Origin of the sequence: Streptomyces atratus, from assembly GCF_900119365.1 — a bacterium.
Lineage (GTDB): Bacteria > Actinomycetota > Actinomycetes > Streptomycetales > Streptomycetaceae > Streptomyces > Streptomyces atratus_B.
In genome coordinates this window covers 224,087-247,138 of record NZ_FPJO01000001.1, presented here as the reverse complement: position 1 = coordinate 247,138, position 23,052 = coordinate 224,087, and the positions used below count along the sequence as shown (strand labels likewise).

Genomic DNA, 23,052 nt, shown 5'->3' with positions numbered 1-23,052 from the left:
GAACCCGGCGGCCTCGCCGCCGATCGGGTGCGGCCCACAAAAGCAGACAGAAGATGTCGGGATTCCCGGGTTCCATGGGCGCATGACATCGAGTTCCTGGGAAGAGTTCCGCTCGGCGGAGCCGGCCTTCGCCGACACCGTCCGGACCCGCTTCCAGCAGTACAGGCACCACGTCCTGGCGACCCTGCGCAAGGACGGATTCCCGCGCGTGACCGGGCTGGAGGTGGACTTCCGCTTCGGTGAACTGTGGCTCGGCATGATGCCGAACTCGCGCAAGGCGCTGGACCTGCGCCGCGATCCACGGTTCGCGGTGCAGGCCAACCCCGGACCCGACGCCGAGATGGCCGACGGCGATGTACGGATCTCCGGACGCGCCGTGGAGGAGACCGACCCCGCCGTGCTGGCGCGCTTCATCGAGGAGGTGAAGCCGCCGGAACCCTTCCACCTCTTCCGCGTGGAGCTGACCGAGGTGGTACGCACCGGTCTCGAAGGCGGCGACACCCTGGCCATCCAGGCATGGCGCCCCGGCCACTCGCTGCGCACCTTCCGGAGGGGTAACGACGGCTCAATGGGCGAGGCCTTCTGACGCGGCCGGCCCGTCGGCCAGCACCCGCGCCCGGCACGCCCCCGGCGTCCCCCACGCATCACGCAGGGGGCGTGCCTTGCGCAGCCACAGCGACAGGTCCAGCTCCTGCGTGTAGCCCACCGCCCCGTGCAGCTGCAGCGCGGTCCGCGCCGCCGCGTACCCCGCCTCGCCCGCCGTCACCTTGGCCGCCGCCACCGCCGCCCCGGGGTCCGGCACGCCCCCGGCGAGCGCGAGCGCCGCCCCGTACAGCAGCGGGCGGGCGAACTCCAGCCCGGTCAGGGTGTCCGCGAGGCGGTGCTTGACCGCCTGGAAGGAACCGATGGCCGTACCGAACTGGGTGCGCTGCCCGACGTACGAAACCGTGGCCCGCAGCAACGCCTCGCCCGTGCCGAGCGCCTGGGCGGCCGTCGCGAACGCCGCCCACCGGGCGGCCGCCTCCGCCGCCTGCGCCACCCGGGCCCCCGAAGCGAGCAGCTCCCCGCCCGGTTCGGGGCGCAGCAGCCGGCGGGCCGGGTCGGACGAGACGCTCAGCTCCCCGGGGCCCGGCGCCAGCCGCAGCTCGTCGCCGCTCACCGTGAACACGGCGTCCACCGCGTCCGCGTCCAGCGCGTACGGCCCGCACCCCGCCACCCGCAGCGTCGCCGATGCCGCGCCGGACGCCAGCCGGGGCAGCCACTCCTTGGCCGCCGGCCCGCCCACGTCCGCCAGCAGCACCGCCGCCGCGACCGTCTCCACCACCGGCCCCGGCACCGCGTGCCGCCCCAACTCGGTGAAAGCGACCGCGAGTTCGACCGGAAGCGGGCCGACGCCCTCGTACGCCTCCGGCACCGCGAGGGCGAAGACCCCCGCCCCCGCCAGCCGCGCCCACAGGTCCATGCCCGGTCCGTGGTCCCCGGCGGCCCAGGCCCGGACCACCGAAGCGGTGTCCGCGGCGGTCAGCATCGCGTCCAGCGAGCGGGCGAACTCCCGCTGCTCGTCGTCGAGGAGGAAACGCATCAGCGCCGTCCCTTCGGCAGGCCGAGCAGCCGCTCGGCGATGATGTCGCGCTGGATCTCGTTCGTGCCGGCGTAGATGGGGCCCGCGAGGGAGAAGACGTACCCCTCGGCCCACTCGGATTCGGCGAGTTCCGCGTCCGGGCCCAGCAGATCGAGTGCGCTCTCGTGCAGCGCGATGTCGTACTCGGACCAGAACACCTTGTTCAGACTGGACTCCGCGCCGATGGTCTCCCCGGCGGCGAAGCGGGACGCGTTGGCGGCGGTGAAGAGCTGATACGCGCGCGCCCCGATCACCGCGTCCGCCACCCGGTCCCGCAGCGCCGTGTCCGACGGGTCGCCGTGGGTGCGCCAGAGCGCGGCCAGCCGGTCGGCGGCGGCCAGGAAACGGCCGGGGGAGCGGAGCGTCAGCCCGCGCTCGTTGCCCGTTGTCGACATGGCGATACGCCAGCCCTGACCGGGCTCCCCGATGACGTCCTCGTCCGGTACGAACACCTCGTCCAGGAACAGTTCGGCGAAGGCCGGCTTGCCGTCGAGCCGGCCGATCGGCCGGACCGAGACCCCCGGCGCCGACAGGTCGAACATCAGATACGTCAGCCCGTGGTGCGGTTTGGCCGCCCCGGGATCCGTACGGAAGATGCCGAACGCCCGGTCCGCGAACGCGGCCCTGGAGGACCAGGTCTTCTGCCCCGAGAGCAGCCAGCCGCCGTCCGTGCGCACCGCCCGCGAACGCAGCGACGCCAGGTCCGAGCCCGCCTCCGGCTCGGACCAGGCCTGCGCCCAGATCACCTCACCGCTCGCCATCGGCGGCAGGACCCGGGCCCGCTGCTCGTCCGTGGCGTGGTCGAGGAGCGTGGGGGCGAGCAGGCTGATGCCGTTCTGTGAGACCCGGCCGGGGCCGCCCGCCGCGTAGTACTCCTCCTCGAAGATCAGCCACCGGAAGATGTCGACGCCCCGGCCGCCGTACTCGGCCGGCCAGGAGACCACCGACCAGCGGTCCGCGTACAGCCTCGCCTCCCACTCCCGGTGCGCGGCGAAGCCCTCGGCGGTCTCCAGCGACGGCAGCGGCACGGCGGGCACGTTGGCCCGCAGCCACCGGCAAGCCTCGTCCCGGAACGCCGTCTCCTCGGCCGTCCACGACAGATCCATCAGCCGTCCGCCTTCTTCTTCATCGAGGCGATGTCCATGCCGCCGAGCGGGTCCGCCGCGGTCTCCGCGTTGTGCGCATGGGCGAGGTGGTGCAGTCCGAAGACCGAGTCCATCCCGGTGTGCATTCCCTGGAGGTCCTCGGCCTGATTGACCGCGCGCTTGGCCAGGGCCAGCCCGAGGCGCGGCATCCCCGCGACCCGCAGCGCCAGCTCATGGGTGGAATCGGCGAGTTCGGCCCGCTCCACCACCTTGTTCACCATGCCGACCTCGTACGCCCGGCGGGCACTCATCCGGTCGCCGGTGTACAGGAACTCCTTCGCGATCCGGGGCGGCATCACCCACGGGTGCGCGAAGTACTCGACGCCGGGGATGCCCATCCGCACCACCGGATCGGCGAAGAAGGCGTCCTCGCTCGCCACGATCAGGTCGCAGATCCAGGCAAGCATCAGCCCACCGGCCACACAGGCGCCCTGGACGGAGGCGATGACCGGCTTCGGCAGCTCGCGCCACCGCCTGCACATGCCCAGATAGACCTCCGACTCGCGGGCGAAGCGGCTCTCCGCGCCGGCCTTGTCGGAGTGGTCCCACCACAGGCCCGCCCGGCGCTCGAAGGGCAGATGCGCGTCGCGTTCGGGCGTGCCGATGTCGTGGCCCGCCGAGAAGTGCTCCCCGGCACCCGCCAGCACGGCCACCTTGACCTCGGAGTCCTCGGCGGCCCGGTAGAACGCGTCGTCCAGGGCGTAGGTCATGGCCGAGTTCTGGGCGTTGCGGTAGCGCGGGCGGTTCAGCGTGAGGTACGCGACCGGGCCGCGGCGCTCGTACAGCACCGGGCCGGCCCGGTGGTCGTCGGCGGAGGTGTCGTGGGCAGAGGGCATCGGCTCATCCTTCCCTAACAAGTGTTTGGTAGGTTAACTTACGGGCACCAGCACCGTCGAGGATCCGAAGGGCCGGGACCAAGGAGGCACAGGCGTGAGCGCACCGCAGTACATATCCGGACACGGGCTGCTGACCGGCCGCACCGCCGTCATCACCGCGGCCGCCGGGGCCGGCATCGGCGGCGCCACCGCCCGCAGATTCCTGGAGGAGGGCGCCCGCATCGTCATCGGCGACGCGCACGCCCGCCGGCTCAAGGAGACCGAGCAGGCGTTCGCCGAGGAGTTCGGCGCGGACCGCGTCGCCGCACTGCCCTGCGACGTCACCGACGAGACCCAGGTCCAGGCACTGTTCGCGCTCGCCGAACGGACCCACGACGGCCTCGACATCGTCGTCAACAACGCCGGACTCGGCGGCACCGCCGCACTCACCGAGATGACCGACGAACAGTGGACCAAGGTCCTCGACGTCACCCTGAACGGCACCTTCCGCTGCACCCGGACCGCCCTGCGCTCGCTGCGGGCGGCGGGCCGGGGCGGCACCGTCGTCAACAACGCCTCCGTCGTCGGCTGGCGCGCCCAGAGCGGCCAGGCCCACTACGCAGCCGCGAAGGCGGGCGTCATGGCGCTCACCCGGTGCGCCGCGATCGAGGCCGCCGAGTACGGCGTACGCGTCAATGCCGTCGCGCCCAGCCTCGCCATGCACCCGCACCTGGTGAAGGTCACCTCCGCCGAACTCCTCGACGAACTGACCGCGAAGGAGGCCTTCGGGCGGTACGCCGAGCCGTGGGAGGTCGCCAACGTCATCGTCTTCCTCGCCAGCGACTACTCCTCGTACCTGACCGGCGAGGTCGTCTCCGTCAGCAGTCAGCGTGCCTGACCGTGCCACGGCCGGGCGGGCGGCGGCCGGGCGGAGAATGGTCGGGTGCCTACCAAGAAGAAGCCCCAGGTGACCCCCTCGCCCGAGCGGCGCCGCGAACTGCTCGCCACCGCCGCCGAGGTCTTCGCCGCCCAGGGATACAACGCCACCACCGTCCGCAAGATCGCGGACGCGGCCGGGATGCTCGCGGGCAGCCTCTACTACCACTTCGATTCCAAGGAATCGATGATCGACGAGATCCTCTCGACCTTCCTCACCGAACTCTGGGAGGGGTACGACACGGTGCTCGCCGCCCAACTGGCCCCCAGGCAGACCATCGAGGCACTCGTCACCGAGTCCTTCCGGGAGATCGACCGGCACCGCGCCGCGGTCGCCATCTACCAGAAGGAAGCCAGGCATCTGGCCGCCCAGCCGCGCTTCCAGTACCTCGCCGACTCCCAGCAGAAGTTCGAGAAGGCCTGGCTCGGCACGCTGGAACGCGGCGTCGCCGACCACAGCTTCCGCGCCGACCTGGACATCCGCCTCACCTACCGCTTCGTCCGCGACACCGTCTGGGTCGCGGCGTCCTGGTACCGGCCGGGCGGACTGCACAGCCCCGAGGAGATCGCCCGCCAGTACCTCTCGATGGTCCTGGACGGCATCGCCCTCGACACCTGACCCCACCCGCGCTCACCAAGGAGCAGCAGACATGGCCGAGGCATACATAGTCGAAGCGGTACGCACCCCGGTCGGGCGGCGTGGCGGAGGCCTCGGTGCCGTCCACCCCGCCGACCTCGGCGCCCATGTCATCAAGGCCCTCGTGGAACGGAGCGGGATCGATCCGGCCGCCGTCGAGGACGTGGTCTTCGGCTGCCTCGACACCGTGGGACCGCAGGCCGGCGACATCGCCCGCACCTGCTGGCTGGCGGCCGGGCTGCCCGAGGAGGTCCCCGGCGTGACCATCGACCGGCAGTGCGGCTCCTCCCAGCAGGCCCTGCACTTCGCCGCCCAGGGCGTCCTCTCCGGCACCCAGGACCTGGTCGTCGCGGGCGGCACCCAGTCCATGACGCAGATCCCCATCGCCTTCGCCTCCCGCCAGGCCGCCGAACCCCTCGGGCTGACCGAGGGTCCGTACGCGGGCAGCGAGGGCTGGCGCGCCCGGTACGGCGACGCACCGGTCAACCAGTTCCACGGCGCCCAGCTGATCGCCGAGAAGTGGGACATCAGCCGCCAGGACATGGAGGAGTTCGCGCTCCGCTCCCACCGGCGGGCGATCCGCGCCATCGACGAGGGCCGCTTCGCACGCGAGACCGTCGCCCTCGGCGACGTCACCACCGACGAGGGCCCGCGCCGCGACACCACCCCGGAGAAGATGGCGGCGCTGAAGCCGGTCCTGGACGGCGGCACGATCACCGCCGCGTGCTCCTCGCAGATCTCCGACGGCGCCGCCGCCCTGCTCATCGCCTCCGAGCGCGCCGTGGCCGAGCACGGCCTCACCCCGCGCGCCCGCGTCCACCACCTCTCGGTGCGCGGCGAGGACCCGATCCGCATGCTGTCGGCACCGATCCCGGCCACCGCGTACGCGCTGAAGAAGACCGGAATGACCATCGACGACATGGACCTGGTCGAGATCAACGAGGCATTCGCGCCCGTCGTGCTGGCCTGGCTCAAGGAGACCGGGGCCGACCCCGGACGGGTCAACGTCAACGGCGGCGGAATCGCCCTCGGTCACCCGCTCGGCGCAACCGGAGCGAAATTGATGACGACTCTGCTGCACGAACTGGAGCGCACCGGAGGCCGCTACGGACTCCAGACCATGTGCGAGGGCGGCGGTCAGGCGAATGTGACGATCATCGAACGGCTCTGACCCCGGAGCCGGCCGGACACGGTCGCCGAACCGCTCCGACACCGGTCGCGACAACGAATCCGGCGGTGTTCCGGGACGGCTCCCGGCCAGTTACCGCAAGGGCCCGGGCAAGAATCCGCCGGCCGGCCCGCGGCGTGTTCCCGCCGCGGGCCGACGGAACGTGCTACGGTTGTCGAGTTGCAGTTTTGGTACCCATGAACTTTATGTGCGCCTGACGGGAATGCTTCCTCAGGCGCATTATTGTTTTCCGGCTTTCTCCGGATGGGGCTCAATGCGGCGACTTGGAATTCGTAAAGTGCGGATTTCCGGCACTGCACCTCTTTTAGGAGAATGACATGGCTACTGGAACCGTGAAGTGGTTCAACTCGGAAAAGGGCTTCGGCTTCATCGAGCAGGACGGCGGCGGCGCCGACGTCTTCGCCCACTACTCCAACATCGCCACCTCGGGCTTCCGTGAGCTCCAGGAGGGCCAGAAGGTCTCCTTCGACGTCACGCAGGGCCAGAAGGGCCCGCAGGCGGAGAACATCGTCCCGGCCTAATTGCCGGACGCGTACCTCGCAGCCGGGGCCCGCACCGTGAAGGTGCGGGTCCCGGCTTGTGCTGTCCCCAGGACATGGCGAACACGTACGCCCGCCCACAGGGCTCCCCAGCAGTCCCACGCAGTCCCATGCAGTCCCGCAGTCCCACGCAGTTCTCAGGAATCCCCAGGACTTCCCGGGACTCCTCAGGAATCCCCCAGGAGGGCAATTCCGTATGACCCGCTCCGAACGCCAGGACCGACCCGCCCGCAACCGCCCGTCGAGGGGGCGCGGCACGGCCCCGGCAAAGGCAACCGCTAAGGGTTCCGGCAAGGGATCCGGCAAGGCGTCGCCCCGTCGCAGGGCCACGCCGCCGCAGGGCGAATTCGCCCTGCCGGAAACCATGACCCCCGCACTGCCCGCCGTAGAGGCGTTCGCCGAGCTGGACATGCCCGCAGCCCTGCTGAAGACCCTTGCCGCGCAGGGCGTCACCGAACCGTTCCCGATCCAGGGCGCCACCCTGCCGAACTCGCTCGCCGGCCGGGACATCCTCGGCCGCGGCCGCACCGGCTCCGGCAAGACCCTCGCCTTCGGCCTCGCCCTGCTGGCCCGCACCGCCGGCCGGCGCGCCGAGCCGAAGGCCCCGCTGGCGCTCGTCCTGGTCCCGACCCGCGAGCTCGCCCAGCAGGTCACCGACGCGCTGACGCCGTACGCGACGTCCGTGAACCTGCGCCTGGCCACCGTCGTCGGCGGCATGTCGATCACCAAGCAGTCCGGCACGCTGCGCCGCGGCGCCGAGGTGCTCGTCGCCACGCCCGGACGGCTGAAGGACCTCATCGAACGCGGCGACTGCCGCCTCGACCAGGTCGCCATCACCGTCCTCGACGAGGCCGACCAGATGGCCGACATGGGCTTCATGCCGCAGGTCGTCGCCCTGCTCAAGCAGGTCGAGCCGGACGGCCAGCGGATGCTGTTCTCCGCGACGCTCGACAAGAACATCGACCGGCTGGTCAAGATGTTCCTGACCGACCCGGTCGTGCACTCCGTCGACCCGTCCGCCGGCGCCGTCACCACCATGGAGCACCACGTGCTCCATGTGATCGACGAGACCGACAAGAAGGCCGTCGCCACGAAGATCGCCGCCCGTGAGGGCCGCGTGATCATGTTCGTGGACACCAAGCGCGCCGCAGACCGGTTCGCCAAGCGGCTGCTCGCCAGCGGAGTACGGGCCGCCGCCCTGCACGGCGGGCGCTCGCAGCCGCAGCGCAACCGGACCCTGGACCAGTTCAAGAACGGCCAGGTCACCGCGCTCGTCGCGACGAACGTGGCGGCCCGCGGCATCCATGTCGACGACCTCGACCTGGTCGTGAACGTGGACCCGCCGACCGACCACAAGGACTACCTGCACCGCGGCGGGCGCACGGCGCGCGCCGGGGAGTCCGGCAGCGTCGTCACCCTGGTGCTGCCGGAGGAGAAGCGGGAGATGACCCGGCTGATGGCCGACGCGGGCATCGCCCCGAAGACCACCCGGATCAAGTCCAGTGACGAGGAGCTCACCCGGATCACCGGGGCCCGTGAGCCGTCCGGTGTCGCGGTCGTCATCGAGGTCCCGCAGCCGACCCCGCCCAAGCAGCGCACGCGCTCGGGCGGGGCCGCGGCGGGCGGCACCGGCTTCCGCTCGGGCAGCCGTGGCCGGGGCCGCCGCGGTGGCGCCGGACAGGGCGGCGGCGAGGCCCGCGCCGCGGGTACGGGCGGCGCCTCGCGAGGCTCGGGCTCGGGCGGCGCCTCCCGCGGCGCGGGCTCGGGCGGCGGCCGGGGCAACGGCGAGTCGCGCGGCGCGGGTGCCGGGCGCTCCGGGGCCGGACGCGGCGGCGCGGCGGCGGGACGCAGCCGCAGGGCCGCGTAACCGTAGGGACACATGGCGGACAAGGCGGCGCCCGGAGAGAACCGGGCGCCGCCTACGCGTCCGCGCCCTTGACCCGCTCCGCGCGGACCACCGCGCCCAGCGCCTCGTGGGCCTCGGCCATCACCCGTTCCACCAGCTCCGCGCAGCTGGGCAGATCCTCGATCAGGCCCGCCACCTGGCCCGAGGCCATCACCCCCAGATCCGTCCGGCCGTCGACCATGGATGCCTTCAGCAGCATCGGTGTGTTGGCTGCCAGCAGGACCTGGCTCCACGACAGGTCCTTGCCGTGCTTCATGGCGAGACCGTCGCGCACCATCCGGGACCAGCTCAGCCCGGAGATCCGCCGGAAGCCCGACGCCCGGCGCACCGCCTGCGCCAGGGCCCGGACCCGGCCCGCGTGCTCCAGCGCCGCGACCATCTCCGTACGCAGCATCCGGTGCGGGAGCCCGTCCACCGCCGTGGTGACCGTGACGTCCTTGACGCCCGCCGCCAGATAACGGGCCTTCACCGCGTCCGGCACGGTCGAGTCCGACGTCAGCAGGAACCGGGTGCCCATCGCGATGCCCGCCGCCCCGAACGCCAGCGCCGCGACCAGGCCCCGGCCGTCGCGGAAACCGCCCGCCGCGATCACCGGGATGTCCACCGCGTCCACGACCTGGGGCAGCAGCACCGTGGTCGCCACCTCACCGGTGTGCCCGCCGCCCTCGCCGCCCTGCACGATCACCGCGTCCGCGCCCCACGCCGCGACCTTCTCGGCATGACGCCGGGCGCCGATCGACGGGATCACGACCACACCCGCGTCCTTCAGCTCGGCGATCAGCTCCTCCGAGGGGGCCAGCGCGAAGGACGCCACCTTCACGCCCTCGTCGATGATGATCCGTACCCGCTCGCGCGCGTCGCCCGCGTCGGCGCGCAGATTGACGCCGAACGGCTCGTCCGTACGGGACTTGACCTCCCGCACCGCCGCCCGCAGCTGCTGGGTGGTCATCGTCGCGGAGGCCAGGACGCCGAGGGCGCCGGCGCGGGCCGTGGCGGAGACCAGGCGGGGGCCCGCGACCCAGCCCATGCCGGTCTGGACGATGGGGTGGCGGACGCCGACGAGCTCCGTGAGCGCCGTCCGCATCAGACCCTGACCTCGCGGTTCCGGGTGCCCTGCGGGTCGATGACCTCGCGGATCAGGGACAGCTCCGCGGCGGTCGGCTCCCGGGTGTACGGGACGTCGTCCGCGATCGTGAGCGCGAAACCGGTGGCCTCGCGGACCTGGTCGACGGTGACGCCGGGGTGCAGCGAGGCCAGGCGCATGGAGCGGTCCGGGGTCACGAAGTCGAAGACGCCGAGATCGCTCACCACGCGCGGGATGCGGTGGTAGCGGCTCGCCGACGGACCGGCCGCGGCGGCACTGTCGTAGCCGACCCCGCAGATCATGTCGACGCGCTCGACGAAGACCCGGGTGGAGTGCTTGGGAATCCAGTAACTGACCGGGTTGTTCAGGGTGTTGACCGGGGCGCCGCGCACGCCGAGCAGCTGGCGGGAGGGCTGTTCCCAGTCGCCGATGCAGGAGATGTTCTGGTTGCCGAACCGGTCGATCTGGCTCGCCCCCATCATCACGTGGCGCCTGCCGCCGGTGACCATGGCGAGGTGCTGGCGGTAGGGCAGCCAGCCCTCCGTCGTACCGTCCGGGGCGACGAGCAGCGCCTCGCCGTCGGTGAGCAGCAGATCGGGCGAGAAGGTGCGCCTGGCGAGCCGGGCGCCGACGGACGGGACGAGGCCCATCGGGCTGGCGAGCACCTCGCCGTTGTCGCGCCAGGCATCGGCGCAGGCGATCACGCAGTACTCGGCCCGGGTGACCGCGGTCGGGTTCGCGGTCGTGTTCTCCGTGGTCATTTCTGCTCCTCGTGCCAGGTCCGGACGGCCGACTGGTAGCTCTTCTCGTCGCCCCCGGCGGGCAGGAAGCGCTCGCTGAAGGCCGCCCAGGCGTCGGGGTCGGCGGCGGCGGTCGCGTACGCCTTCTGGAACGCCTCGTCGCGCGGATGGTCGGGCACGCAGGAGGTGAAGTGCGCGCCGTTCGGGGTCTCGACGACACCGGTGACGGAGTGCCGCTTGACGAGGAGGGTCTGCGGGGCGGCGTTCCCGGTCAGCTCGGCCGTGTCCACGAGGCGCTCGCAGGACATGTACGCGGCGTCCGCGGCCTCGCAGAACAGGTCGTCGAAGTACGGGTCGGGGCCGAGGTACTGGCCGTTGCCGAACCGGTCGGCGCGGTTCAGGTGGACCAGCGCGGCGTCCATCCGCAGCGCGGGCATCGCGACGAACTCCTCGCTGTCCTCGTACGGAGAAGTCACCGTGCGCAGGCCCGGGTTGACCCGCATCACGTCGGAGCCGATACCGGCGCGCACGGGGAGGAACGGCAGCCGGTTCGCGGCGGCGTGCAGCCCCCACATGAACATGGCCTCGTCGATCTCCATCAGTTCGAACGCGCCGCGCTGGCGGGCCGCCCTGAAATGGGGTTCGAGCGGGATCGAGTCGAGCGTGACGAAGGCCGCGACCAGTCTCCGGATCCTGCCGGCGGCGGCGAGCAGCCCCACGTCGGGGCCGCCGTACGAGACCACGGTGAGATCGGTGATCTCGGAGCGGAGCAGCGCCCGCACCAGCGCCATGGGTTTGCGGCGCGAGCCCCAGCCGCCGATGCCGATCGTCATCCCGCTGCTGAGCCGGGAGACCACGTCGTCGGCCGTCATGGTCTTGTCGGTCGTGGTCATGCCTCATGCCTCCTTGCCGAACGTTTCGCGGACGCGGTCGGCGACCCCGCTGAGGTTGGCCTCGAAGGTGAAGCCCTGCTCGAAGCGGTAGCTGCGGCGTACGTCCACCGGGTCGATGCCGTTGATGGCGGCCTTGGCCAGCCGGATCAGATACCCGTCCTTGCGGGCTATCTCGCCCGCCAGTTCCAGTGCCGCACCGAGGAGTTCCTCGCGCGGTACGACCTTCCAGACCGAGCCGTGGGAGTGCAGTTCGGCGGCGGTCGCGGTGCGCGAGGTGTAGTAGAGCGCGCGCATCAGGTGCTGGGGCACCAGCCGGGCCAGATGGGTCGCCGCGCCGAGCGCGCCCCGGTCCAGCTCGGGCAGGCCGAACGTGGCGTCGTCGCTCGCCACGATCGCGTCGGCGTTGCCCACGAGGCCGATGCCGCCGCCGAGGCAGTAGCCGTTCACCGCGGCGACGACCGGGACCTCGCACTCGTAGACGGCGGCGAACGCCTCGTAGCAGCCCCGGTTGGCGCCGATCAGGGCCTCGTGCCCGGTGTCGCGCTGCATCTCCTTGATGTCGACGCCCGCGTTGAATCCCCGTCCGGCGGCGGCCAGTACGACGCAGCGGACCTCGGGGTCGCGGCCCGCCGAGCGGAGCGCGTCGGCGAGGTCGTACCAGCCTTGCACGGGCAGCGCGTTGACGGGCGGGTGGTCGACGGTGACGAGCCGGATGCCCTTGCCGGGACTTGCGGTGGAGACACCCATGAGCGAATCAGCTACCTTTCCACCAAACATTTGTTAGGTGTGGAAGGTAGCAGCCTGCCCCCGCATCGCCAACAAGGAGGCGAGTGATGAGTGGTCTGTGCGACGGCCGCGTGGTGATCGTGACGGGTGCGGGGCGCGGGCTCGGCCGGGCCCATGCGCTCGCCTTCGCCGCAGAGGGCGCGAAGGTGGTCGTCAACGATCTGGGCGTCGGCCCCGGCGGCGACGGCGGCTCCGCCGGCCCGGCCCGGCAGGTGGTGGACGAGATCGTGGCGGCGGGCGGCGAGGCGGTCGTGCACGGGGGCGACATCGCCACGACCGAGGGGGCCGCGTCACTGGTCACGGCCGCCCTGGGGAGCTTCGGGCGGCTGGACACCCTGGTCAACAACGCGGGGTTCCTGCGCGACCGGATGCTGGTGAATCTGGACGAGGACGACTGGGACGCCGTGATGCGGGTCCATCTCAAGGGTCACTTCCTGCCGTTGCGCCACGCGGCCGCGCACTGGCGGGCCGAGGCGAAGGCGGGCCGCACGCCGGTCGCCCGGGTGATCAACACCAGTTCCGGCGCGGGGCTGCTCGGCAGCGTCGGCCAGGGCAACTACTCCGCCGCGAAGGCCGGGATCGTCGGCCTGACGCTGGTCGCCGCGGAGGAGACGGCCCGGTACGGGGTCCAGGTCAACGCGATCGCCCCGGCGGCCCGGACCCGGATGACGGAGCGGACCTTCGCGCAGGCGATGGCGGCGCAGGGGGAGGGCGGGTTCGACGCGATGGCCCCGGAGAACGTGTCCCCGCTGGTGGTGTGGCTCGGCTCGGCCGCGAGCGACGGGGTGAGCGGGCGGGTCTTCGAGGTGGAGGCCGGGCGGATCACGGTCATGGAGGGCTGGCGGCCCGGCCCCACCGCGGACCGGGGCGCGCGATGGGAGCCGGCGGAGGCGGGGGAGGCGGTACGGAAACTGCTCGCTCGGGCGGAGCCGGCGCAGCCGGTGTACGGGGCGCGGTAGGGCCGGTCCGGCCCTGATCCGCCGGACGGGTCCAGGCGGTACGCCGAGTGGGGCGGCGCAGCGGACTTCGGCCCGGCCGGTGTCAATCCGCCCGCGGGCCCGGGAGATGGCGCCGCACCTTGTCGCTGGGGTCGGCCGCCAGCCGGTCGGCCCTCCGGCCCAGTTCCCGCGGGTCCAGAATGCTCAGGGCCCGCCAGGCCTCGGCGCGTACGCGGGCCTTGGGGTGGGCCGTGAAGTCCAGGATCCGGGGTACGTCGCACGCGCCGCCCGGGTCGGCCAGCCCGCCGAGCGCGCCGATGGCGGTCGCGTCCGGGACGGAAGCCGGTGCCAGGGCGTCGCGATACACCCGCGGCGCGAGATCCGTGTGCCCGCGGGCGTACAGCGTGGCGCGGGCGTGGTAGCGGATCCGGGCGTCCGGGTCGAGCACGGCCCGCCGCACATGTGCCTCGCCCTGCGGGCTGCGGGCCCTGGCCCGCAGGGCCCGCAGGCGTATGCGGGGGCTGCTGCTGCCTTCGAGGAGCGGAAGCAGTGCGTCCCGCTCGGCCGGTGTCAGCCGCGAGGACGTGGCGGTGCGGGCTGCCCACTGCCACAGGGCGGGGTCCCGGGCCGTGAAGGCGGTCCCGACGGCCGCGACCGGATCGGTCCGGGCGAGCCACCGCAGACAACTCCCGCGGACCAGGGGGTCGTCCGACCGGGCCCCGCCACAGCGCGTCCGTCCCGGCGCGGTGGAGCACGTGTGCCCGTATCCATCGCCGGACGAGGAGTGCGGCGGTGGAGACGGGACCCCGGGGCCGCCGCGGCTCCACGGCTCATGTGCTGCAGTCCAGGACCGTCCGGCACAGCCCGCACCGCGCCCGCACCCGGCCCCGTACCGGGACCCGGATGCGCTGGTGGCAGGTCGGGCAGGGGAAGGAGACCCGCAGTCCGTCCGGGGTGCCCTCGAAGGTGTACGGAACGCCGGGGGCGGCCGGGGCGCCCGGATGGTCCTGGGCGTGCCGCCGGTCCTTCGCGTAGCGGCGGCGGCCCGCCCAGCCCGCCGCCGTGAGCGGCGGCTGCCGGGTGTCCTGGAGGGCCTGTGCGCGCCCCTTCGTGTAGGCCGTGTAGGCCTGCGGGCTGGTGAACCACGGTGACGGGTCCTCGTCGAAGGCCAGCGCCCGCTTGGCGAGGACGTATCCGAACTCCTCCGGGGTGAGATAGCCGAGCTTCTGGCTGGAGACCTCGTCCTCGCGGAAGGCGTCGAGCAGCAGCCAGCCCGCGCCCAGGTACGTGGTCACGGTGTCGGTGAGGATCTCGTTGTCGCGCGTACCGGGGAACTCCAGGCCCAGGCGGTGCAGCAGCACATGGGTGACCTCGTGCGAGAGCGCGGCGCCGATGTCCCTGCGGTGGGTGCGGAAGCGGTCGTTGAGTTCGACGAAGTACTCCGGCCCCGCGGCCAGTTCGACGTCGGCGGCGTGTTCCATCGCGCGGAAGGCGACGATCATGCGGGCGTCCGGCAGATGCAGATGCTGGACCACCGCCCGCGCCACCCGCTGGGCGCCGAGATGGAGATCGTCCTGGTCGGAGAAGGCGGCGTCGACGGGGGCGAGGCTCGTCGCGTAACCGCGGACACCGTCGTACGAGAGCCGCCGGTACAGCGCCGTGATCGCGGACCGGACCGTTTCGAGATGCGGGAAACCGTGGACCACCGGGCTGCCGGTGCTCCGGCCGTCGTTCCGGCTGCCGTCCGCCACGTTTCACCCCCTGTCCGCGAGGCCCGACCGGATTTCACTGTAGCCGGAACGCCGTGGGTGATCTTGGCCGGAAAGTGATCCTTGTGGGCGCCGTGATCATTTCCCGATAATCCGAACCGTGCCTTTGTCGGGAGCATGGCTATCGGTGCGGTGGTGTGCCGCACACGGTCGGCACCCGGCCCGGGCGCAGGCACTCCCCACAAGTACCCCCCCACAAGCACCCCCCACGAAAGAAGGCAGTCTCTTGAAGCAGCTCCTGCGTGCCGTGAAGAGATGTTCCGTCATAGCCGCCGTCGTCCTCGCGGCCGTCAGCCTCCAGCCCGCCGGGGCCTCCGCGTCCCCCCAGCCGGTCGTCGGCGGAACCCGTGCCGCCCAGGGCGAATTCCCGTTCATGGTCCGGCTGTCCATGGGATGCGGCGGCGCACTCTACGCCAAGGACATCGTCCTCACCGCCGCGCACTGCGTGGACGGCTCGGGCAACAACACCTCCATCACCGCCACCGCGGGCGTCGTCGACCTGCAGTCCTCCAGCGCGATCAAGGTCAAGTCCACCAAGGTCCTCCAGGCCCCCGGCTACAACGGCGCGGGCAAGGACTGGGCGCTCATCAAGCTCGCCAAGCCCATCGACCTGCCGACCCTGAAGATCGCCACCACCACCGCGTACAACAACGGCGACTTCAACATCGCCGGCTGGGGCGCGGCCACCGGGGGCGGCGCCCAGCAGCGCTACCTGCTCAAGGCCTCCGTGCCGTTCGTCTCCGACGCCGACTGCCAGGCCGCGTACGGCAGCGACCTCGTCCCCGGTGACGAGATCTGCGCCGGACTGATCGACACCGGCGGCGTCGACACCTGCCAGGGCGACTCCGGCGGCCCCATGTTCCGCAAGGACAACGCCGGAGCCTGGATCCAGGTGGGCATCGTCAGCTGGGGCAAGGGCTGCGCCGAGCCCGGCTACCCCGGTGTGTACAGCGAGGTCTCGACGTTCGCCGCCAACATCGCGTCCGCGGCAGCCACGCTCTGACCCCGGCCCCGGCCGGTTCCTGAATCACACCTGAACATCCCCGGGGGTGCCCGTCCGGACGGGCACCCCCGGACCCAGCTCCGCGTACGGCGCGCCCGCGCCCTCCAGCTCCAGCACCCACACCTCGTTGACGCCCTCCCGCAGCACCGGCCCCGGCACGTACAGCGTCCGCTGCGCGCCCACCGACCAGTAGCGGCCCAGGCCGAAGCCGTTCACCCACACGAACCCACGCGTCCAGCCCGGCAGTTCGAGCCCCGCATGCCCGGTACCCTCCACCCCGGCGACCTCGAACGTCCCCCGGAACAGCCCGGTCGCCCCGGCCCCCTCCGCACCGCCGAACGCCACCTTCGCCACCGCGTCCGGCTCCTCGAACGCCTCCAGCCGCAGCGCCCGCGCCCGCACCCCGTGCAGATACTGCCGCTCGTGCCGCACCCCGCCCGTGATCCCCTTGGGCTCACCGAGCCGCGGCCCGTAATTGACCCGGCCCAGCGACTCCACCCACAGCTCGACCTCCGCAGGCCCGGCCACCGGCTCGTCCAGGGTGCAGTTCTCCTCGGTCAGCACACCCGCCCGGACCCCGTCCACGTACACCACGGCCCGGTCCCGGAGCCCCGCCGCACTCAGCTCGTAGGGTTGGCGCGGGCCCGGCACACCCACCTGGTAGCGCACCAGACCCCGGTCGACCCCCAGCTCCTCGAAGGTCGGCGGCACACCGGACGGCGCCGCCTCCTCGTCACCCAGCGCCTCCAGCACCGCATCCAGCGGCGCCCGCTCCGTCAGCTCCGCCCGCACCGCAACCGCAAGCCCGGCGGGCTCCGGCGGAAGCTCCGGAAGCGGCCCGTCCGCGTACTCGGCGAGCACCTCGCGGAACAGCCGGAACTTCTCCGTGGGACGGCCGTACTCGTCGATCGGCGCGTCGTAGTCGTACGAGGTCACCGTCGGCAGGAAGTCCTGGTCCTGGACCGGACCGGACCGGTTCGCCCCCGCCCACCCGGCGAAGTTCGTCCCGCCGTGCGCCATGTAGATGTTCACCGACGCCCCGCACTCCAGGATCTCCCGCAGCGCCTCGGTGGCCTGCGCGGGCTTTTGCACGATCGGCTCGGCACCCCAGTGCTCGAACCACCCGCACCAGAACTCCATGCACATCAGCGGCCCCTTCGGCTGATGGCGGCGCAGCACCTCGAACGCCTTGCGCGCACCCGAGCCGAAGTTCGCCGTGGCCAGCAGCCCCGGCACGGAACCGCCCGTGAGCATGTGGTCCTCCGGCCCGTCGGAGGTGAACAGCGGCACGGTCACCCCGCGCTCACGCAGCATCCCGGCCACCCGCTGGAGGTAGACCTGATCGGAGCCGAAACTCCCGTACTCGTTCTCCGCCTGGACCATGATCACCGGCCCGCCGCGGCTGATCTGCCGCTGCACCACCTGCGGCAGCAGCGCCGTGAACCACCGCTCCACGGCACCCAGGTACTCCGCGTCACGCGACCGCACCCGCCGGCCGAACCGCCCCGTCACCCAGGCCGGCAGACCACCGTTCTCCCACTCGGCACAGATGTACGGCCCCGGGCGGACGATCGCCCACAGCCCGGCCCGCTGCGCCGCGTCCAGGAACCGGCCGAGCGCCGCCACGTCCCGGAACCGGCCCGGCCGCGGCTCGTGCAGATTCCACGGCACATACGTCTCGACACAGTTCAGCCCCATGGCGCGCAGCATCGACAGCCGGTGATCCCACTGCGCCTCGTGCACCCGGAAGTAGTGCAGGGCCCCCGACAGCAGCCGTACGGGCTTCCCGTCGAGCCGGAAGTGGTCGTCCCCCACGGTGAAGTCAGCCATCGTGCTCGTACTCTCCTGTGCGTGTGGTCCCCGGAGCCGTACGGCCCCGGGCCCGTACGACGGCACGCACCACGGAGCGGGCGAACCCGGGAGGAATCTTGCGTCCCAGCTTCTCCCCCTGGCGTCCTGCCGGTCCATGGACAAAGATCACTGCTGTTTGGACACAATTGTTCGGACCAACTGTTCGGATCAATGCGAGAAAAAGGGAGGAAGGAAGGCCGATGTACCACACCTGGATGCGTTTCTTCACTCCCAGCCCGCTCCACCACCGGCTGGGCCTCGTCTGCCTGGGCGTGGGACTCCAGCACGGCGCGCTGCCCACCGTCGGCCCACGCACCCTCGACCACCACGTGGCCGTCGTCATCAACTCCGGCAGCGGCTGGTTCACCGGACCCGACGGCCGCCGGATCCCCGTCACCACGCCCAGCCTGATCTGGCTCACCCCCGGCACCCCGCACCACTACGGCGCCGACCCCGGCACCGGCTGGGACGAGAGCTTCGTCGACTTCACCGGCCCCGCCACCGCCACCTACACCGAACTCGGCTACATCGAGCCCGACCGCCCGCTCGTCCCGCTCGCCGACACGGCGGGCCCCCGCGCCGCGATCGGACGGATCGTACGCGCGGCACGGCGCGGCAACCCGCTCCTTGAGGTCGAGACCGGCGCCGCCGTCCACGAACTCCTCGTCGCCCTGCGCCGGGCCCGCGCCGATGTCAGCCCCGACGGCGACCCCGTACTCCAGGCCCTCGCCCGCGACGCCTTCCAGCCACTGTCCGTCGCCGAGCACGCCGCCCGGAACGGCATGACACCCGCCGAACTGCGCACGGCGGTACGGCGGAGCGCCGGGTGCAGCCCCAAGGACTACCTCCTCGGCATCCGGCTCGGCCGCGCCAAGGAACTCCTCGCCGCCACGGAGCTGCCGGTCGCCGCCGTCGCCCGACGCGTCGGCTACGACGACCCGGCGTACTTCTCCCGCCTCTTCGCCCGCCGGGTCGGCACCGCACCGGTCCGCTTCCGCGAACAGCAGGGCCGCAACGTACCGGGCGGCTGGAGCGACCAGGTCCCGGACCCCGGGAACCCACCGACGATCACCCCGCTGGGCCCGGTCGGTCTAAGCTCGCTGACCATGACCACGAGGGACATCGACGAGTCCGTGAACGCGGAACTGACCCGGCTGCGCGAGAGCATCGACAACATTGACGCCGCTGTTGTCCATATGCTCGCCGAGCGCTTCAAATGCACCCAGCAGGTCGGCCACCTCAAGGCCGCCCACCAGCTCCCCCCGGCCGACCCGGCCCGCGAGAGCAGGCAGATCGCCCGGCTGCGGCAGCTGGCGGAGAGCGCACACCTGGATCCGGCCTTCGCCGAGAAGCTGCTGAACTTCATCGTGGCGGAGGTCATCCGCCACCACGAACGGATCGCGGAGGAATCGGCGACGAACGGGGAGGCGTGAGCCCCGGGGACGCAGGACCCACCGGCCGGCGCGGCCTGCGCCTCCACCACACCACCCAGGCACTCACCAGCAGCCCGAGCCCCGTGGCCAGCACGACGAGCCCGGCCGACGCCGACTCATTGACGTGATCGCCGTTGCCCACGGGTTCGGGCGCCCCGGAAGCCGCCCAGTCGGGCAGGAACAACAGACCCACCCCCACCAGGGCCGGCACCGCCCAGCCGAACCGCTCAGGACGCGAGGACCGGACGGACACCAGGGCACCCACGGCCAGCAGCACCGCACAGCCGAGCGCAGGCAGCACCGTGCACATCAGCCACTCGGACAGCAACGGCCGCCAGTACCACTCCGATTCCGGCCTCGGCCCGTCGAAGTAGTACAGGGTCCGAGGCTGCGGTTCACCCATGAAGTCCCGGACGGTCCCCGGCACCAGACCACCCAGCAGCCCTCCCGAGAGGACGAGCCCCGCGAACCGCACCACCGCGACCCCGCCGCGCTCCCTCCACCAGGCCACCGGGACGACCCGGAGCACCACCACGGCACACCAACCCGCCAGCAGCCCCAGGAACACCCCCTTGACCGCTCCGTAACCGATCGGAGTCCAGACGTTCCAGGGATAGTTCTCCAGACGCGCCGCCCGCCAACTCCCCACCAGACACCAGGCGACCGCACCCGCCGCCACACCCCACGGCACAACCCCCACAACCCACCGCCGCCCACCCCGCCCCGCCACCGCTCCGAACACGACCCGCCCCATCCGCTCCGGCACCCCCGCCCACCACGAGGCCGCATGCCCCGCCGCAACGCGGGACGCGACAGCCGCACGCACGGTTGCAACGGGCCGGGCGCGACGCCTGGCACGCACTCTCGCCGCACCGGGCGTAGACCCAAGTACATCCAGTACGAGGGTCTGCGCCCGGCACGCCGAGAGCACGCACCAGACGCCGCGAAGCCGCCCTCCGGGCGACGAAAGGAATACTCAGACAGGCCCTCGCCCACTGCCTGCCCGGCGCCGTCCGCTACCGGTCCTTCTGGGACCTCATGAACGACGAGTACCGCAACTTCCGCGGCGACCAGAAATAGGCGCCCCCTCCGAGCCCCCGACCCCATACCACTCAGCCGTGGGAGAACCCGCCTGCGGCGCGCCCACCGCGTACGGCAGCATGGACGCATGTCCGTACTGACGCGCGACGAAGCGCAGACCCGAGCCCAGTTCCTCGACGTACACCGGTACACGATCGACCTCGATCTGACCGCGGGGGAGGAGACCTTCGACTCCCGCACCGTCATCCAGTTCACCGCAGCCGCGGCCGGAGACACCTTCGTCGAACTCAAGCCGGCCACCCTGCGCTCGATCAGCCTCGACGGACAACCCCTCGACCCCGCCGACCTCGTCGAGAACCGCTTCCCGCTCACCGCACTCACCCCCGGCACCCACGAGCTGCGCATCGACGCCGCCATGAGCTACTCCCGCACCGGCGAAGGCATGCACCGCTTCACCGACCCGACCGACGGCGAGACATACGTCTACACCCAGCTCTTCATGGAAGACGTCCAGCGCGTCTTCGCCGCGTTCGACCAGCCCGACCTCAAGTCCGTCTTCGAACTCACCGTCACCGCCCCCGAAGGCTGGACCGTCCTCGGCAACGGCATCGCCGAACACCGCGGCGACGGCCACTGGGCCCTGGCCGCCACCCCGCTGATCTCCACCTACCTCGTCGCCGTCGCCGCCGGCCCCTGGCACTCCGTGACCACCGAACACGCCGGACTGCCCTTCGGCATCCACTGCCGCCGCTCACTGGCCCCCCACCTCGACACGGACGCCGACGAGATCCTCGACATCACCCGGGCCTGCTTCGACCGCTTCCACGAGAAGTTCGACGAGCCCTACCCCTTCGACTCCTACGACCAGGCCTTCGTACCCGAATTCAACGCCGGCGCCATGGAGAACCCCGGCCTCGTCACCTTCCGCGACGAGTTCATCTACCGCTCCGCCGTCACCGACACCGAACGCCAGACCCGCGGCATGGTCATCGCCCACGAAATGGCCCACATGTGGTTCGGCGACCTCGTCACCCTCGCCTGGTGGGACGACATCTGGCTCAACGAGTCCTTCGCCGAATACATGGGCTACCAGACCCTCGCCGAAGCCACCCGCTTCACCGACACCTGGGTCGACTTCGGCGTCGCCCGCAAGGGCTGGGGCTACGACGCCGACCAGCGCCCCTCCACCCACCCCGTCGCACCCGACCCGGACGCCGTCCCCGACACCGCGTCCGCAATGCTCAACTTCGACGGCATCTCCTACGCCAAGGGCGCATCCGCCCTGCGCCAACTCGTCGCCTGGCTCGGCGAGAAGGACTTCCTGGCCGGCATCAACACCCACTTCGCCCGCCACAAATTCGCCAACGCCACCCTCGCCGACTTCATCGACAACCTCGCATCGGCCACCGACCGCGACGTCCACGCCTGGGCCGAAGCCTGGCTGCGCACCACCGGAGTCGACACCCTCACCTCCCACATCGAGGAAACCGACAGCACCTGGACCCTCGGCGTCCACCACAACGGCAGCCGCCCCCACCGCATCGCCGTCGGCGCCTACGACCACGCCCCGGACACCCACACCGGCACCGACCGGCTCGTCCTGCGCGAACGCTACGAGATCGACGTCCCCCAGAACGGCACACCCCAAGCACGCCCCGGCCGCCGCCCCGCACTCCTCGTCCTCAACGACGGCGACCTCAGCTACGCCAAGATCCGCCTCGACACCCAATCCTGGGAAACCGTCGCCACCGGCCTCTCCGGCATCCCCGACGCCCTGACCCGCGCCGTCGTCTGGAACACCGCCCGCGACATGGTCCGCGACGGCGACCTCGCCCCCACCACCTACCTCGAAGCGGCCCGCACCCACCTCCCGCTCGAAACCGACCTCGCCCTCGCCCAGGGCGTACTCGCCTTCGCCGACACCCACATCGCCCGCCGCTACCTCACCCCCGAACACCGCCCCGCCGCCCTCGCCACCCTCACCGCCCTCTGCCGCGACCTCATCCGCCGCACCGAGGACGGCCACAACCCCGGCCTCCGCCTCATCGCCGTACGCCACCTCATCGACGCCGCCACCCAGCCCGACACCATCCAGGACTGGCTCACCAACGGCACCGTCCCCGGCGGACCCGAACTCGACCCCGAACTGCGCTGGCGCATCCTCACCCGCCTCGCCGTCCTCGGCGCCACCGACGAAGCCACCATCGCCGCCGAACTCGAACAGGACCCCAGCGCCACCGGCCAGGAAGGCGCCGCCCGCTGCCGCGCCGCCCTCCCCACCCCCGAGGCCAAGACCACCGCCTGGAACGCCCTGTTCAACGACGACAGCCTCTCCAACTACCTCTTCACCGCCACCGCCCAAGGCTTCTGGCAGCCCGAACAGGCCGACCTCGTAAGCGAATACGTCCCCCGCTACTACCCCGAGGCCACCCGCCTCGCCGCCCGCCGGGGACCCGCCATCGCCGACGCCGCAGGACGCTACGCCTTCCCCACGTACGCCGTGGACACCGACAACCTCCACCTCGGCGAACAAGCCCTCAACGACAAGGCCCTCATCCCCGCCCTGCACCGCAAGCTCACCGACCAGATCGACGACCTGCGCCGCGCCCTCCACGTACGCAACACCCACTGACCCACAACACCGCACCACCCGTGCCCGGCGCCACCCCACCACACAGGGGGACGCCGGGCACACCCATGTCCACCGCCGCACCCATACCACCGGA

General features: G+C 71.9%; 21 protein-coding genes and 1 pseudogene. 11 read left to right on the top strand and 11 right to left on the bottom strand.

From position 1 onward, the window contains the following. The first annotated feature begins 82 nt into the window (after positions 1-82). Complete coding sequence (locus tag BT364_RS01170) at positions 83-586, top strand: pyridoxamine 5'-phosphate oxidase family protein (protein WP_072483154.1); 504 nt, start codon at positions 83-85, stop codon at positions 584-586. Here the strand turns inward: BT364_RS01170 and BT364_RS01165 are convergent. From BT364_RS01165 to BT364_RS01155, 3 genes are read right to left on the bottom strand one after another with little or no spacing between them, the layout of a single operon-like run. Continuing rightward, the gene (locus BT364_RS01165; RefSeq protein ID WP_072483153.1) at positions 566-1,582 is read right to left on the bottom strand and encodes an acyl-CoA dehydrogenase family protein; all 1,017 of its coding nucleotides are present in this window, start codon (positions 1,580-1,582) and stop codon (positions 566-568) included. The genes BT364_RS01170 and BT364_RS01165 overlap by 21 nt on opposite strands. After that, positions 1,582-2,727 (bottom strand): acyl-CoA dehydrogenase family protein, encoded by a 1,146-nt coding sequence (locus BT364_RS01160; protein ID WP_072483152.1) that lies wholly within the window; start codon positions 2,725-2,727, stop codon positions 1,582-1,584. The genes BT364_RS01165 and BT364_RS01160 overlap by 1 nt, the downstream gene beginning before the upstream one ends. Further along, the gene (locus BT364_RS01155; RefSeq protein WP_072483151.1) at positions 2,727-3,602 is read right to left on the bottom strand and encodes an enoyl-CoA hydratase; all 876 of its coding nucleotides are present in this window, start codon (positions 3,600-3,602) and stop codon (positions 2,727-2,729) included. The genes BT364_RS01160 and BT364_RS01155 overlap by 1 nt, the downstream gene beginning before the upstream one ends. A gap of 94 nt (positions 3,603-3,696) precedes the next feature. On the opposite strand from BT364_RS01155, the gene BT364_RS01150 reads away from it, so the two are divergent. From BT364_RS01150 to BT364_RS01130, 5 genes are all read left to right on the top strand, one after another. Beyond that, complete coding sequence (locus BT364_RS01150; RefSeq protein ID WP_072483150.1) at positions 3,697-4,479, top strand: SDR family oxidoreductase; 783 nt, start codon at positions 3,697-3,699, stop codon at positions 4,477-4,479. A 45-nt stretch (positions 4,480-4,524) separates the two neighbouring features. After that, positions 4,525-5,136: a TetR/AcrR family transcriptional regulator gene (locus BT364_RS01145; protein ID WP_072483149.1), complete on the top strand. Its 612-nt coding sequence runs from the start codon at positions 4,525-4,527 to the stop codon at positions 5,134-5,136. A 31-nt stretch (positions 5,137-5,167) separates the two neighbouring features. Then, positions 5,168-6,325 (top strand): acetyl-CoA C-acetyltransferase, encoded by a 1,158-nt coding sequence (locus BT364_RS01140; protein ID WP_072483148.1) that lies wholly within the window; start codon positions 5,168-5,170, stop codon positions 6,323-6,325. A gap of 335 nt (positions 6,326-6,660) precedes the next feature. Then, positions 6,661-6,864, top strand: a complete 204-nt coding sequence (locus BT364_RS01135) for a cold-shock protein (RefSeq protein WP_003969786.1) — start codon at positions 6,661-6,663, stop codon at positions 6,862-6,864. Positions 6,865-7,078: 214 nt separating this feature from the next. Then, on the top strand, positions 7,079-8,749 hold the full coding sequence (locus BT364_RS01130) for a DEAD/DEAH box helicase (RefSeq protein ID WP_072483147.1): 1,671 nt from the start codon (positions 7,079-7,081) through the stop codon (positions 8,747-8,749). A 52-nt stretch (positions 8,750-8,801) separates the two neighbouring features. On the opposite strand, the gene BT364_RS01125 is transcribed toward BT364_RS01130, so the two are convergent. The 4 genes from BT364_RS01125 to BT364_RS01110 are packed head-to-tail and all read right to left on the bottom strand — an operon-like array spanning position 8,802 to position 12,252. Next, on the bottom strand, positions 8,802-9,872 hold the full coding sequence (locus BT364_RS01125; protein ID WP_072483146.1) for an NAD(P)H-dependent flavin oxidoreductase: 1,071 nt from the start codon (positions 9,870-9,872) through the stop codon (positions 8,802-8,804). Then, positions 9,872-10,633: a CoA-transferase subunit beta gene (locus BT364_RS01120; RefSeq protein WP_072483145.1), complete on the bottom strand. Its 762-nt coding sequence runs from the start codon at positions 10,631-10,633 to the stop codon at positions 9,872-9,874. The genes BT364_RS01125 and BT364_RS01120 overlap by 1 nt, the downstream gene beginning before the upstream one ends. Then, on the bottom strand, positions 10,630-11,505 hold the full coding sequence (locus tag BT364_RS01115; RefSeq protein WP_072483144.1) for a CoA transferase subunit A: 876 nt from the start codon (positions 11,503-11,505) through the stop codon (positions 10,630-10,632). The genes BT364_RS01120 and BT364_RS01115 overlap by 4 nt, the downstream gene beginning before the upstream one ends. Before the next feature lie 3 nt (positions 11,506-11,508). Further along, positions 11,509-12,252, bottom strand: a complete 744-nt coding sequence (locus BT364_RS01110) for an enoyl-CoA hydratase family protein (protein WP_072483143.1) — start codon at positions 12,250-12,252, stop codon at positions 11,509-11,511. 86 nt (positions 12,253-12,338) lie between these two features. Between BT364_RS01110 and BT364_RS01105 the strand changes: the two genes are divergently transcribed. Then, entirely contained in the window at positions 12,339-13,250 is a 912-nt protein-coding gene (locus tag BT364_RS01105; protein WP_072483142.1) for an SDR family oxidoreductase, read from the top strand. An 82-nt stretch (positions 13,251-13,332) separates the two neighbouring features. Here BT364_RS01105 and BT364_RS01100 read toward each other — a convergent pair whose 3' ends face one another. Next, positions 13,333-13,689, bottom strand: coding sequence for a hypothetical protein (locus BT364_RS01100; RefSeq protein WP_143166441.1), 357 nt, complete (start codon positions 13,687-13,689; stop codon positions 13,333-13,335). 370 nt (positions 13,690-14,059) lie between these two features. Next, positions 14,060-14,980, bottom strand: coding sequence for a hypothetical protein (locus BT364_RS01095; protein WP_072483140.1), 921 nt, complete (start codon positions 14,978-14,980; stop codon positions 14,060-14,062). 244 nt (positions 14,981-15,224) lie between these two features. On the opposite strand from BT364_RS01095, the gene BT364_RS01090 reads away from it, so the two are divergent. Next, positions 15,225-16,001 (top strand): S1 family peptidase, encoded by a 777-nt coding sequence (locus BT364_RS01090; RefSeq protein WP_072483139.1) that lies wholly within the window; start codon positions 15,225-15,227, stop codon positions 15,999-16,001. Between the two features lie 24 nt (positions 16,002-16,025). On the opposite strand, the gene BT364_RS01085 is transcribed toward BT364_RS01090, so the two are convergent. Continuing rightward, positions 16,026-17,831: a glycoside hydrolase family 35 protein gene (locus BT364_RS01085; RefSeq protein WP_072483138.1), complete on the bottom strand. Its 1,806-nt coding sequence runs from the start codon at positions 17,829-17,831 to the stop codon at positions 16,026-16,028. Positions 17,832-18,052: 221 nt separating this feature from the next. Between BT364_RS01085 and BT364_RS01080 the strand changes: the two are divergent. Both BT364_RS01080 and BT364_RS01075 read left to right on the top strand, forming a co-directional pair. After that, a pseudogene (locus BT364_RS01080) lies at positions 18,053-18,928 on the top strand (helix-turn-helix domain-containing protein); the annotation flags it as partial. 30 nt (positions 18,929-18,958) lie between these two features. After that, positions 18,959-19,285, top strand: a complete 327-nt coding sequence (locus tag BT364_RS01075) for a chorismate mutase (protein WP_079179303.1) — start codon at positions 18,959-18,961, stop codon at positions 19,283-19,285. On the opposite strand, the gene BT364_RS01070 is transcribed toward BT364_RS01075, so the two are convergent. Continuing rightward, positions 19,230-19,985, bottom strand: a complete 756-nt coding sequence (locus BT364_RS01070; protein WP_177327994.1) for a hypothetical protein — start codon at positions 19,983-19,985, stop codon at positions 19,230-19,232. The two genes, BT364_RS01075 and BT364_RS01070, sit on opposite strands and share 56 nt — an antisense overlap. Before the next feature lie 468 nt (positions 19,986-20,453). Between BT364_RS01070 and pepN the strand changes: the two genes are divergently transcribed. After that, on the top strand, positions 20,454-22,958 hold the full coding sequence (gene pepN / locus BT364_RS01065; protein ID WP_072483136.1) for an aminopeptidase N: 2,505 nt from the start codon (positions 20,454-20,456) through the stop codon (positions 22,956-22,958). The last annotated feature ends 94 nt before the right edge of the window (positions 22,959-23,052 follow it).